This window comes from Bradyrhizobium sp. CCBAU 25360, from assembly GCF_028128695.1.
Lineage (GTDB): Bacteria > Pseudomonadota > Alphaproteobacteria > Rhizobiales > Xanthobacteraceae > Bradyrhizobium > Bradyrhizobium ottawaense.
Genome location: NZ_LBJA01000038.1, coordinates 215,717 through 227,298, shown reverse-complemented (window position 1 = coordinate 227,298; position 11,582 = coordinate 215,717). Strand labels below are relative to the sequence as shown.

Below are 11,582 nucleotides of genomic sequence, written 5' to 3'. Positions count from 1 at the left end.
ATTTCCGATGACCGCCATGATCGACGTTGCCAACGCCAACAAGACCTTCACCATGCACCTGCAGGGCGGCATCGAATTGCCGGTCGTCAGCGGCGTGACCTTCCAGGTCAATCCCGGCGATTGCGTCGTGCTCTCCGGGCCATCAGGCGCCGGCAAGTCCTCGATCCTGAAAATGATCTTCGGCAATTACCGCTGCGATAGCGGCCGCATCGGCATCCGCCACCGAGGCGCGGTGATTGATCTGGCCAGCGCCGAGCCGCGGCAGATCCTCAACGTCCGCCGCTCCACCATCGGCTATGTCAGCCAGTTCCTGCGCGCGGTGCCGCGCGTGGCCACCATCGACGTCGTCGCCGAGCCGCTGATCGTCAACGGCATGGCCCGCACTGAGGCGCAGGCCCGCGCCGGCGAGCTGCTGCACCGCCTCAACATCCCCGAGCGCCTCTGGCAGCTTCCGCCCGCGACCTTCTCCGGGGGCGAGCAGCAGCGCGTCAACATCGCGCGCGGCTTCATCTCGGACCTGCCGATCCTGCTGCTGGACGAGCCGACCGCCTCGCTCGATGCCGCCAACCGCGCCGTCGTGGTCGAGCTGGTCGTCGAGAAGAAACGCCAGGGCGTCGCCATGGTCGCCATTGTCCATGACGACGAAATCCGTCATCTGATTGCCGACCGCATCGTTGACGTCACCAGCTTCGCCGCCGCGGCCTGAGGGACATGGAAATGAACGCCAAGCCGAAGGACATTGTGATCGCCAACGCCAGGATCGTGCTGGCCGACCGGGTGATCGAGCAGGGCTGGCTCGCTCTTGCCGACGGGCGCATTGCCGAGATCGGCGATGGGACTGCGCCTGCGGGCGCCGAGGATGCCGGCGGCGATTTGATCATGCCGGGGCTGATCGAGCTCCACACCGACCATCTCGAAGCCCATTACGTGCCGCGGCCAAAGGTGTTCTGGAATCCGGTTGCCGCCGTCATCTCCTACGACGGCCAACTCGCGACGTCGGGCATCACCACCGTGTTCGATTCGCTCCGGGTCTGGCGCGAGGACGGCGCCGAGGAGGTCGATGGCCGCGCCGGCGTGCTCGCCGCCGCGATCACGACCGCGCGCGACGCCAGCCTGCTGCGCGCCGACCACTTCCTGCATCTGCGCTGCGAAATCCCGATGCCGAGCGTGGTCGAGGAGGCCAGGGAGCTGATCGACCGTCCCGACGTCAAGCTGATGTCGCTGATGGACCACACCCCCGGTCAGCGTCAGTTCCGCGACGAGGTCAAGCTGCGCGACTATTACCGCGGCAAGGGCGGCGGCAAGACCGATGCCGAGCTCGACGAACTGTTCGCAAAGCGCTTCGAATATCAAAAGCTCTATGCCGCCACCAATATGCGCGAGATCGTGTCGCTGGCGCATCAGTACCAGATCCCGCTCGCGAGCCACGACGATACCACCGAGGAGAACGTCGCGGATGCCGTGCGCGACCGCGTGTCGGTGGCGGAATTCCCGACCACGCTCGAGGCCGCGCGCGGCTTGCACGAGGCCGGCATCGACATCCTGATGGGCGCGCCGAACGTCGTGCGCGGCGGTTCGCATTCCGGCAACATCGCCGCGGTCGATCTCGCCCGCGAGGGCCTGCTCGATATCCTGTCGTCGGACTACATTCCGTCGAGCCTCCTGATGGGCGCGCTGCAATTGCCCGAGCATGTGCCCGCCATCGGCCTTCCCGCGGCGATCCGCACCGTGACGAAGGCGCCCGCGGAAGCGGTGGGCCTCACCGACCGCGGCGAGGTCGCGATCGGCAAGCGCGCCGACCTCATTCGCGTGCATGTTGCCGGCAGTGTTCCCGTCGTCCGCAGCGTCTGGCGCGAAGGAAGCCGCGTCGCATGAGCGAGATCCCGGCCATGGCGCAGGACGACGCGGGCGCGATCGGTCCCGGCCGGCTCGTGCTCGTGGTCGGTCCCAGCGGCGCCGGCAAGGACACGCTGCTGCGGCTCGCGCAGGCGGCCTGCGTTGACGATCACGACATTGTCTTCCCGCGCCGAATCGTGACGCGTGAATCCTCCGCCGACGAAGACAATGTCGCGCTCGGCTTCGACCAATTCCGCCGCGCGTGCGAGCATGGCGATTTCGCCGTGCATTGGGACGCGCACGGGCATTCCTATGCGCTGCCGCTCGCCATCAACGAGGATATCCGCGCCGGCCGCACGGTCGTCGCCAATGTCTCGCGCACGGTGATCGGCGCGCTGCGCCAGACCTACGCCGACGTCGTGGTGGTCGCGATCACGGCGCCGCCGGATGTGCTGGCCGCGCGGCTGGCCGCGCGCGCGCGACAGAGCGACGGCAATATCGCCGAGCGCCTCACTCGCAGCGTCGACGACAGGTCGGCGCAGGCGGATGTCACCATCCTCAATGCCGGTAGCGCCGAGTATCACGCCCGCCAGCTCGTGCGCGTGATCAGGAACGAAGGCTGGCACGATCAGCCAGTACAGCAAGGAGGACGGAATGTCGGTGATTGAAACGATCGAACAGCTGGAGGCCATCTACGGCGCCACCAACGACGCCTCGACCGTGAAAGTCGCCGACCACGTCACCCCGCTCTACCGCGTCTTCATCGAGAAGGCGCCGTTCGCCGCGCTTGCCACCATCGGCCCCGAGGGCATCGACTGCTCGCCGCGTGGTGATTTGCCCGGCTTCGTCCGTATCCATGATCCCAAGACGCTGATGCTGCCGGATCGCCGCGGCAACAATCGTGTCGACTCCTTGCGCAACATCGTGCGCGATCCCAGGGTGTCGTTGATGTTCCTGATCCCCGGCTCCGGCAATGCGGTTCGTGCCAACGGTCGCGCACATCTATCCATCGATCCCGAGCTGCTGGCCTCGTTCAAGGTGGAAGGCAAGGCGCCGCGCAGCGTCATGGTGATGAAGGTGGACGAAATCTACTTCCAGTGCGCCCGCGCCATCGTCCGCTCCGAGCTCTGGAATCCCGACAAGCGTATCGATCCGAAGACGCTGCCGACGCCGGGCCAGATCCTCGCCGAGATGAGCGACAACCAGGTCGGCGGCGCGGAGTACGATCGCATCTGGCCGGAACGGGCTGCCGCGACGATGTGGTGACGTTCCGCGCTCTCTCGTCTCCCTGGCCCCGCTCTTGCGGGGAGAGGGCGGGGTGAGGGGTTCTCTCCGCAAGTTCAGTATCGTAGGGTGGGCAAAGGCGCGCTTGCGCCGTGCCCACCTCCTGTCCAACATCGCGACAGATCGTGGGCACGCTTCGCTTTGCCCACCCTACAAGAGCCCGGCATATCGCCGCGGCGATCCTTGCCGCGCAAGATGAATCCGGCTGCAAGCGCATCCTGTGGGAGAAGCACCCCCGCGCGCGGCCCGCAAATATGGATAGCCATTTCATTGACCAATCGCGGCAATCGCTGGATATTTGCAGCATCGAAACTGCTCCTCGAGTCCACGCCGCACCATGAGAACCGATCGCCAGCGCAATTCCAATGACATGCATGTGTGCATGACGCGGCGCTGTTTCTCGGCGGCGACGGGCGCCTGTTGTTGTTGCTGACCTCGTCCTAGCAACATCCACACCGCAAATTTGCAAGTCAGGAGCGCCGGAATTCCGGCGAACGAGCAGTCATGTCTCAGGCTCAGTCCAACGCCTACATCATCGAGATCCACGACCGTGCCGCCGGCATCGTCACGAGGGATGCCCGCGGCTTCCGCTTCTTCTCCTCCGAGCGCCTGTTTGACAGTCTCGAAGGCCGTCAGTTCCGCTCGGCGCGAGAGGCCGAGCGCGCGGCCCGCGCGGTGCTCTCCGAGCGGAGCCGGCGCGCGAATTCTCCGTTCTTCGCCAACTGAATCCAACGCAAAGGAACGCAACATGATTGCACGACGCCATTTTCTGACCGCAGCGCTGCTCGTCGCGACCGCATTCAATGTGTCCGCGCACGCCGAGGACAAGCCCGCGGAGATCCGGATCGGCACGCAGAAGGGTGGCTTCTTCCCGGCCGTGCGCCAGCGTCAGACACTCGAAAACGCCTTCAGGCCGCTCGGCATCGAGGTCAAATGGGTCGACTTCCAGTTCGGTCCGCCGCTGCTGGAGGCCATCAATGTCGGTAGCGTCGATTTCGGCTTCGTCGGCGATACGCCGCCGATTTTCGCGCAAGCGGGCGGCGCCAGGATCCGCTACGTCGCGGCTGTGAAGTCCGAAGGCGACAATCAGGCGATCATCGTGCCGAAGGATTCACCGATCAAGACGCTCGCCGACCTCAAGGGCAAGCGCGTCGCCTTCGGCAAGGGATCGAGCGCGCACAATCTGCTGGTCGCATCGCTCGACAAGGCCGGGCTGTCCTGGTCTGATATCACGCCGGCGCCGCTCGCGCCGGCTGATGCGACCGCGGCTTTCGTCAAGGGCTCGGTCGACGCCTGGTCGATCTGGGATCCGTATCTGGCGCTCGCCGAACTGAAGGAGGGCGCGCGGGTGATCGCGTTCGACAAGGACGTGCACAGGCCGAACGCCTACTACATCGCCAACACGGATTTCGTCGAGAAATATCCGTCGCTGGTCGCCCGGCTCAACACCACCTTCGCCTCGGAAGGCGCCTGGGCGAACTCACATCACGAGGAGGTCGCGAAGGCGCAGTCCGAGGCGACCGGTGTCGACATCGAGGCCGTCCGCCGCTTCGTCAATCGATCGACTTACAGCGTGGTGCCGCTCGACGCCGAGGTGATCAAGACCCAGCAGGCCGTCGCCGACCGCTTTGCAAAGCTCGGCCTGATCCCGAAGCCGGTCAACGTCTCCGACATCGTCTGGAAGTGGACGCCGGGGTCCTGAGATAACGCGACGGCGTCATGCCCGGGCTTGTCCCGGGCATCCACGTTCTTTGTGTTGCAAGAAAGATCGTGGATGGCCGGGACAAGCCCGGCCATGACGCCGTGGAAGTTCTTGCGGCCGAACTCTCAGCCCCTCAGCGCCGCCAGCAATTCATCCGGGCGCTCGGCCATGATCATGTGGCCGGCGCCCGGCACAACGACGGTCTTCGCATGCGGGATGGCGGCCGCAAGCGTCTTGCCCGCCTTCGCCGGCGTCATCATGTCGCGTTCGCCGAGAATCAATGTCGTCGGCACCTTCACACTCGCGGCAGCGGTCAGCGCATTCGCGTAGGCATTGCAGGCCGACAGATCCCTGAACAGCACGCCCGGCTCGCAAGACTTCAGCACCGCCTGCGCGCCGCCATGCATCCACAGGCCCGGCGCGAGACTGCCGCCGAGCTCGGCGTTGAATCCGAGGCCCCAAATCGAGACCATGTCGTTGGCGTCCTGCGAGTTGGCCTCGGCGGCCTTCAACAAATCCGGGCCGACCGTCATGGTCGCGGCGGTGCCGATCAGGCTCAGCGCGGAAACCTTGTCGGGGTGACGGGCCGCCGTCTCCAGCGAGATCAGCGATCCCATGGAATGGCCGATCAGATGCGCCTTCGCAGCTCCCGCCGCATCGAGCAGCGCCGCGGTCCAGTCGGCCATCTCGGCGATGCTGCCGAGCGAAGGCCCGCTAGAGCGGCCGTGGCCGGGAAGGTCCGACGCCAGCACGGAAAAACCGTGATGGGCGAACCAGCGCGTATGCAGCGCCCAGGTCGAATGGTCGAAGCCGGCGCCGTGGATGAAGACGACCGCGGGCAGCGACTTGTCGAATTCGCGGCCGCCGGTTGCGGCAAACACATCAAGGCCGTTGACGGAGAGCTTCATGGTGTCAGACCTTCTGCGAGATGCGCAGCGCCTGCGCGAGATCGTCGATGATGTCGCCGGCGGTCTCGATGCCGACCGAGAGCCGCACCAGTTCCTCGCCGATACCAGCGGCCTTGAGTTGCTCGGCATCCATCTGCTGATGGGTGGTCGAGGCTGGGTGGATCACCAGCGTCTTGGCGTCGCCGACATTGGCGAGATGGCTGATCATGCGCAGGCTTTCGATGAACTTGCGCCCGGCGGGCCGCCCGCCCTTGATGCCGAAGGAGATGATCGAGCCGGCACCGCGCGGCAGCAGTTGCTTGGCTAGCTGATAGTCCGTGTGCGTCTCCAGCGAGGGATGCAGCACCCAGTCGACGGCCTTGTTGGACTTCAGGGCCTCCAGCACGAGGTGCGTGTTCTGCATGTGACGGTCCATGCGCACGCCCAGCGTCTCGACGCCCTGCAGAAGCTGGAACGCGTTGGTCGGCGACAGGCAGGCTCCGAAATCGCGCAAGCCTTCGGTGCGCGCACGCATGATGAAGGCGGCGGTGCCGAACTGCTCGTCGAAGACGATGCCGTGATAGCCGCCATAGGGCTCGGTCAGCACGCCGAACTTGCCCGATGCGCGCCAGTCGAAGCGGCCGCCGTCGACGATGGCGCCGCCGATCGCGATGCCGTGGCCGCCGATCCATTTGGTCGCCGAATGCATGACGATGTCGGCCCCGAGCTCGATGGGCCGGCTGAGATAGGGCGTGGCAAAGGTGTTGTCGATCAGCAGCGGAATTTTTGCGTCATGGGCGATCTGAGCGACCTTGGGAAGGTCGAGCACTTCCAGCCCGGGATTGCCGATGGTCTCGCCGATCACGAGCTTGGTGTTGGGCCTGATCGCCGCGCGGAACGCATCGAGATCGCGCGGTTTCACGAAAGTGGTGGTGATGCCGAAGCGCGGCAGCGTGTGTGCCAGCAGGTTGATGGTGCCGCCATAGAGCGAGCTCGACGCCACGATGTGATCGCCGGCGCTCAGCAGCGTCGCGATCGCCAGATGCAGCGCGGCCATGCCGCTCGCAGTGCAGATCGCGCCGACGCCGCCCTCCAGCGCCGCCAGCCGCTCCTCCAGCACGCCCGTGGTCGGATTGGAGATGCGCGTATAGATGTGGCCGGCACGCTCCAGATTGAACAGTGCGGCGGCGTGGTCGGAATCCTGGAACACGTAGGACGTGGTCTGGTAGATCGGGACCGCGCGGGCTCCGGTCACGGGATCCGGATGCTGGCCCGCATGCAGGCTCAGGGTCTCGAAGGCAGGCGGTTTTGGCGCGGGCATGCGGGGGCCTCGTTGGTCGGTCGGCGGAGGGGGCGTTGTGCCATAAAAATGCGCGCGAAGTCAGCCCATTGACAGCGCCGTGTGATGACGCGCAGCGGTGACATGATTGAGGCGAGCTCTGTCCGCATCGCCGGTGCGCTCCCTCGCCCCGTTCTTACGGGGAGAGGGTTGGGGTGAGGGGCTCCATCCGCGATCTCGGTGGCAATCGGATTCGCGGAGACTCCCCCTCACCCGGAATTCAAGCTTCGCTCGAATTCCGGCCTCTCCCCGCAAGCGGGGAGAGGCGAAGGACCACCGCCTGAGCGCTGGTTGTGATTACCCACCGATCGCCTGCTCGATACTCCGCGCCTCCCGTAACAAGATCTCCGCGACCTCCTGCTCGCGGCGGGGGCCGAGCCTCGTTCGAACGGCGGAAACGGTGATGGCGGCGGCCGGTCGCCCATCCGGGGTCTTGATCCAGGTCGAGATCGATTTCGTGCCCTGCACGAGGCCGATTTCCCTCAGGCCGTATCCGAGCCGTCGCGCGGCGGTGACCTCGCCGAGGACCGTCGCCACATCGGTCTTGTAAGCCTCGAACCGCTTCTCGTTCGCTGCGACGATCTTTCGCGCCTCCGGCGCCGGCATCGCGGCGAGGATGGCGACGCCGGCACTGGAGACGCCGAGCGGCCGGCGCGCGCCGACCTCGATCGACAGCACCTGGATCGGATAGATTCCGATCCTGCGATCGACGCACAGCGTGTCGTTGCCGGTGCGCACCGTCAGGAACATCGTGTCGCCGATTTCGGTGGAAGCACGTTGCAGCGATGGATTGGCGGCGATCAGCAGCCGCGACGGCCGCGGCCGTGCCAGCGCCAGCTCCGGCACCTGGTTGCCGATCGCGTAGCGGCCGGTCCGCTCGTGTCGCTCGACGATGCCTTCCTCGATCAGCACATGGATGATGCGATGCACGGTCGGACGGGTGAGACCGGTCGCCCGGATCACCTCGGCCAATGGCACACCGTCCTCGCGACCCGCGGCAAGAATGCGTAGCACGGCGAGGGCGCGCCGGATCGCCTGCGCGCCCTGCCGCGGTGATATCGCGTTGCGGGCGATTCGCGTCTTGTCCATAATATGGACAAGAACGCCACAATTCACTCGACAGGACAAGCGCGCATCTGGAGATTGCGCCCCGATCGAGCTGCCGCGCGCATCGCCGCACGCGACATGGAATTGGAAGCGCTGCCGGGAGGTTAACATGAGATTAATCTGGATTGCCATAGCTGCCGCCACCGCGATGCTGGCAGGGCCCGCGTCGGGCCAGCAATGGCCGGCCCGCAGCGTCAAGCTGATCGTGCCTTATCCGGCCGGCGGCAATGTCGACAGCGCCGCGCGCATCGTCGCCGACAAGCTTCAGGAAAAGCTCGGCCAGCCCTTCATCATCGATAACAAGGCCGGCGCCGGCGGCATGATCGCGGGCGAGGCGTTCGCGAAATCCGCGCCCGACGGCTACACGCTGTTCGTCGGCGCCAACGGCCCGGTGCTGTTCGCAACCGAGATCAACAAGCGCGAAGCCTATAATTGGAAAAAGGACTTCATGCCGATCTCGACCATCTCGATGACCCCGCTGGTGCTCGAGGTGCATCCGTCGGTGCAGGCGACGACGCTGAAGGAATTCCTCGATCTCGCCAAACGCGAGCCCGGCAAGTTGACCATGGCCTCGCCCGGCCCCGGCACCACCAACCATCTGCTCAGCGAGCTGATGCAGTCGAACCTCGAGCTGCAATGGGTCACCGCGCATTATCGCGGCAATGCGCCGGCGATCAACGATCTGCTCGGCGGTCAGGTGCAGTTCGCGTTCGACCAGCTGACGGTCAGCCTCCAGCACATCAAGGCCGGCCTGTTCCGCGCGCTCGCCGTCACCAGCCCGCACCGGCTGAAATCGCTGCCCGACGTGCCGACCTTCGCCGAGCTCGGCTACAAGGACTTTGACGGCCAGACCTTCACCGGCCTGTTCGCGCCCGCGGGCACGCCGGCGCCCGTCATCGACAAGCTGCACGAGACGCTGGTCGCGATCCTGAAGGATCCTGCCGTGGTCGACAAATTCGAAAAGCTCGGCGGCGAAGCCACGCCGATGACGCCGGACGAGTTCAAGGCCTACCTAGAGCGCGAGGACGCCAAGTGGATTCCGGTGGTGCGCAAGGCCAACATCAGGGCGGATTGATCGATGCGGATCGATCCCACCGAGCTCGGCGCCGAGCGCATCTACCGCCTGATGACCGGCATCGTGGTGCCGCGTCCGATCGCCTGGGTGACCAGTCTGTCAGCCACGGGCGTGCTCAACCTCGCGCCGTTCAGCGCCTTCACCTTCGTCTCGCAGAAGCCGCCGATGCTCGCCATCAGCGTCGGCCGCAAGGGTGCCGACTACAAGGACACCGCGCACAACATCCTCGATACCGAGGAATACGTCATCCACATCGCCGATACGCCGCTGATGTCGGCGGTGCACGACTCATCGGTCGAGCATCCGCCTGAAATCAGTGAGGTCGAGCATCTCGGCCTGGAGACGATTCCGAGCGAGCGCATCAAGGTGCCGCGGCTTGCCGCCGCGCCGGCGGCGATGGAGTGCCGCTTCCGGCAGTGTCTCGAGTTCGGCGAGGCCAAGAGCCGGCTGATCGTCGGTGAGGTCGTGATGTTCCATTTGCGCGACGGCCTCGTGAACGACGGCAAGGTCGAGACCAAGGCGCTCGACCCGATCGCGCGCATCGGCGGTCCCCGTTACGCCCGCCTCGGCGAGATCGTGACGCTGAACACCGTCTTCCAGACGCCCAAATCGAAAGACTGAGCGCGCCGCCAGCCGCGCTGCCCGACACAAATTGGAGAACGACCATGCGACTCCTGAGCTATCTCGTGGACGGAGAGCCGCGCTACGGCGCGGCCGTCGCTGACGGCGTGATCGATCTGACCAGGCGGATCGGCCGCGACTTCTCCGACGTGAAGGCGCTGATCGCGGCCAACGCGCTGTCCGATGCGCAGGAAGCGATCGCGGGCGCGACGCCGGACTATGCGCTCGACGATCTCGTCTTGCTGCCGCCGGTGCTGGCGCCGGAAAAGCTCTGGTGCATCGGCGTCAACTACGCCGAGCGCAATGCGGAATATAAAGACAATTCGGACCTGCCCAAATATCCGAGCCTGTTCGTGCGCAGCATGTCGTCGATATCAGGCTCCGGCCAGCCGCTCGAGAAGCCCAAGGTTTCGGATCAGCTCGACTATGAAGGCGAGCTCGTCATCGTGATCGGGCAGGGCGGTCGTCATATCCCGCGCGAGAAGGCGTGGGGGCACATCTTCGGCATGACGCTGTGCAACGAGGGCACGATTCGCGACTGGCTGCGGCACGGCAAGTTCAACGTCACGCAAGGCAAGAATTTCGACCGCTCCGGCAGCATCGGCCCGTGGATCGTCACGTCGGACGAACTCGACCCGCGCGGCCCGCATGACATCACCACGCGCGTCAATGGCGAGGTGCGGCAGCAGGACACCACCGAGCGGCTGATGTTCCCGTTCGATTATCTGATCTCCTATCTCTCGACCTTCGCGACGCTGAAGCCCGGCGACATGATCGTGACCGGCACGCCGACGGGGGCGGGTGTTCGCTTCGATCCGCCGCGCTGGCTGAAGGTTGGCGACGTCGTCGAGGTCGAGTCCAGCCGCATCGGCATGCTGCGCAACACCGTCGCGGCGGAGCAGTAGACCATGCTCGATGCCGCCACGATCGAACGGCTCGCCGCGCGCCTGGATGAAGCCGAGCGCACCAAGACGCTGATCCCGATGTTCACGAAGGACTATCCCGATTTCGCCATCGAGGATGCCTACGCCGTCCAGCGCGCCTGGACCAAGCTGCAGCTCGGCCGCGGCCGCATCATCAAGGGCCACAAGATCGGCCTGACCTCGAAGGCGATGCAGAATGCGGTCGGCATCAGCGAGCCGGATTACGGCGTGCTGTTCGCCGACATGTTCTATGCCGACGCCACGCCGATTCCGTTCGATCGCTTCCACGCGCCGCGGATCGAGGTCGAGCTCGCCTTCGTGCTGAAGGCGCCGCTGCGCGGGCCCGACTGCACCATCTTCGACGTGCTCAACGCCACCGACTACGTGACGCCGGCGCTGGAGATTCTTGAAACGCGCATGCACCGCGTCGATCCCGAGACCGGCAAGACGCGAAAGGTCATGGACACGATCTCGGACAACGCGGCGAATGCGGCGCTGGTGCTCGGCGGCCGGCCGTTCCGCCCGATCGATGCGGATCTGCGCTGGATCGGCGCGCTCTTGTTCCGCAACGGCGAGGTCGAGGAAACCGGGCTTGCTGCCGGCGTGCTCAATCACCCCGCCAACGGCATCGCCTGGCTCGCCAACCGCCTCGCGCCGCATGACGAGCATCTCAAGGCCGGCGAAGTCGTGCTGGCGGGCTCGTTCACGCGCCCTGTCGACATCCGCCGCGGCGACACCTTCCATGCCGATTACGGTCCGTTCGGCTCGGTGTCGTGCCAGTTCGTCTGAAGCAGTAAGCAAAAGGAAG

General features: G+C 65.7%; 13 protein-coding genes. 10 read left to right on the top strand and 3 right to left on the bottom strand.

Annotated elements, in window-relative coordinates; all coding sequences use genetic code 11:
* The first annotated feature begins 7 nt into the window (after nucleotides 1-7).
* From phnL to XH81_RS16985, 6 genes are all read left to right on the top strand, one after another.
* On the top strand, nucleotides 8-706 hold the full coding sequence (gene phnL / locus XH81_RS17010; protein ID WP_028140764.1) for a phosphonate C-P lyase system protein PhnL: 699 nt from the start codon (nucleotides 8-10) through the stop codon (nucleotides 704-706).
* Nucleotides 707-717: 11 nt separating this feature from the next.
* Nucleotides 718-1,875, top strand: a complete 1,158-nt coding sequence (locus tag XH81_RS17005; protein ID WP_028140763.1) for an alpha-D-ribose 1-methylphosphonate 5-triphosphate diphosphatase — start codon at nucleotides 718-720, stop codon at nucleotides 1,873-1,875.
* On the top strand, nucleotides 1,872-2,504 hold the full coding sequence (gene phnN, locus XH81_RS17000) for a phosphonate metabolism protein/1,5-bisphosphokinase (PRPP-forming) PhnN (RefSeq protein ID WP_028140762.1): 633 nt from the start codon (nucleotides 1,872-1,874) through the stop codon (nucleotides 2,502-2,504). The genes XH81_RS17005 and phnN overlap by 4 nt, the downstream gene beginning before the upstream one ends.
* Nucleotides 2,491-3,102: a pyridoxamine 5'-phosphate oxidase family protein gene (locus XH81_RS16995; protein WP_028140761.1), complete on the top strand. Its 612-nt coding sequence runs from the start codon at nucleotides 2,491-2,493 to the stop codon at nucleotides 3,100-3,102. Before phnN ends, XH81_RS16995 begins: the two co-directional genes overlap by 14 nt.
* Nucleotides 3,103-3,624: 522 nt before the next feature.
* Nucleotides 3,625-3,846, top strand: a complete 222-nt coding sequence (locus XH81_RS16990; RefSeq protein WP_028140760.1) for a hypothetical protein — start codon at nucleotides 3,625-3,627, stop codon at nucleotides 3,844-3,846.
* Between the two features lie 22 nt (nucleotides 3,847-3,868).
* Complete coding sequence (locus tag XH81_RS16985; protein WP_028140759.1) at nucleotides 3,869-4,822, top strand: aliphatic sulfonate ABC transporter substrate-binding protein; 954 nt, start codon at nucleotides 3,869-3,871, stop codon at nucleotides 4,820-4,822.
* Nucleotides 4,823-4,947: 125 nt separating this feature from the next.
* Here the strand turns inward: XH81_RS16985 and XH81_RS16980 are convergent, their stop codons facing one another.
* The 3 genes from XH81_RS16980 to XH81_RS16970 all read right to left on the bottom strand — a co-directional run bounded on the left by XH81_RS16980 (nucleotide 4,948) and on the right by XH81_RS16970 (nucleotide 8,137).
* The gene (locus XH81_RS16980; RefSeq protein WP_028140758.1) at nucleotides 4,948-5,730 is read right to left on the bottom strand and encodes an alpha/beta fold hydrolase; all 783 of its coding nucleotides are present in this window, start codon (nucleotides 5,728-5,730) and stop codon (nucleotides 4,948-4,950) included.
* Between the two features lie 4 nt (nucleotides 5,731-5,734).
* Nucleotides 5,735-7,030 carry an O-acetylhomoserine aminocarboxypropyltransferase gene (locus tag XH81_RS16975; RefSeq protein ID WP_028140757.1) on the bottom strand — a complete coding sequence of 432 codons (1,296 nt, stop codon included), beginning with the start codon at nucleotides 7,028-7,030 and terminating at the stop codon, nucleotides 5,735-5,737.
* Nucleotides 7,031-7,345: 315 nt separating this feature from the next.
* The gene (locus XH81_RS16970; RefSeq protein WP_028140756.1) at nucleotides 7,346-8,137 is read right to left on the bottom strand and encodes an IclR family transcriptional regulator; all 792 of its coding nucleotides are present in this window, start codon (nucleotides 8,135-8,137) and stop codon (nucleotides 7,346-7,348) included.
* A gap of 127 nt (nucleotides 8,138-8,264) precedes the next feature.
* Here XH81_RS16970 and XH81_RS16965 point away from each other — a divergent pair, with 127 nt between their 5' ends.
* From XH81_RS16965 to hpaH, 4 genes are read left to right on the top strand one after another with little or no spacing between them, the layout of a single operon-like run.
* On the top strand, nucleotides 8,265-9,230 hold the full coding sequence (locus XH81_RS16965) for a Bug family tripartite tricarboxylate transporter substrate binding protein (protein ID WP_097669115.1): 966 nt from the start codon (nucleotides 8,265-8,267) through the stop codon (nucleotides 9,228-9,230).
* 3 nt (nucleotides 9,231-9,233) lie between these two features.
* Nucleotides 9,234-9,851, top strand: a complete 618-nt coding sequence (locus XH81_RS16960; RefSeq protein WP_028140754.1) for a flavin reductase family protein — start codon at nucleotides 9,234-9,236, stop codon at nucleotides 9,849-9,851.
* A 44-nt stretch (nucleotides 9,852-9,895) separates the two neighbouring features.
* A complete protein-coding gene (locus XH81_RS16955; protein WP_028140753.1) occupies nucleotides 9,896-10,756 on the top strand; it encodes a fumarylacetoacetate hydrolase family protein in 861 nt (286 codons plus the stop codon).
* A gap of 3 nt (nucleotides 10,757-10,759) precedes the next feature.
* Nucleotides 10,760-11,563, top strand: a complete 804-nt coding sequence (gene hpaH / locus XH81_RS16950) for a 2-oxo-hept-4-ene-1,7-dioate hydratase (protein WP_028140752.1) — start codon at nucleotides 10,760-10,762, stop codon at nucleotides 11,561-11,563.
* The last annotated feature ends 19 nt before the right edge of the window (nucleotides 11,564-11,582 follow it).

Coding starts and splice junctions, on each gene's coding strand:
- phnL (WP_028140764.1), top strand. CDS start 8: ATGACCGCCATGATCGACGTTGCCAACGCCAACAAGACCTTCACCATG.
- XH81_RS17005 (WP_028140763.1), top strand. CDS start 718: ATGAACGCCAAGCCGAAGGACATTGTGATCGCCAACGCCAGGATCGTG.
- phnN (WP_028140762.1), top strand. CDS start 1,872: ATGAGCGAGATCCCGGCCATGGCGCAGGACGACGCGGGCGCGATCGGT.
- XH81_RS16995 (WP_028140761.1), top strand. CDS start 2,491: ATGTCGGTGATTGAAACGATCGAACAGCTGGAGGCCATCTACGGCGCC.
- XH81_RS16990 (WP_028140760.1), top strand. CDS start 3,625: ATGTCTCAGGCTCAGTCCAACGCCTACATCATCGAGATCCACGACCGT.
- XH81_RS16985 (WP_028140759.1), top strand. CDS start 3,869: ATGATTGCACGACGCCATTTTCTGACCGCAGCGCTGCTCGTCGCGACC.
- XH81_RS16980 (WP_028140758.1), bottom strand. CDS start 5,730: ATGAAGCTCTCCGTCAACGGCCTTGATGTGTTTGCCGCAACCGGCGGC.
- XH81_RS16975 (WP_028140757.1), bottom strand. CDS start 7,030: ATGCCCGCGCCAAAACCGCCTGCCTTCGAGACCCTGAGCCTGCATGCG.
- XH81_RS16970 (WP_028140756.1), bottom strand. CDS start 8,137: ATGGACAAGACGCGAATCGCCCGCAACGCGATATCACCGCGGCAGGGC.
- XH81_RS16965 (WP_097669115.1), top strand. CDS start 8,265: ATGAGATTAATCTGGATTGCCATAGCTGCCGCCACCGCGATGCTGGCA.
- XH81_RS16960 (WP_028140754.1), top strand. CDS start 9,234: ATGCGGATCGATCCCACCGAGCTCGGCGCCGAGCGCATCTACCGCCTG.
- XH81_RS16955 (WP_028140753.1), top strand. CDS start 9,896: ATGCGACTCCTGAGCTATCTCGTGGACGGAGAGCCGCGCTACGGCGCG.
- hpaH (WP_028140752.1), top strand. CDS start 10,760: ATGCTCGATGCCGCCACGATCGAACGGCTCGCCGCGCGCCTGGATGAA.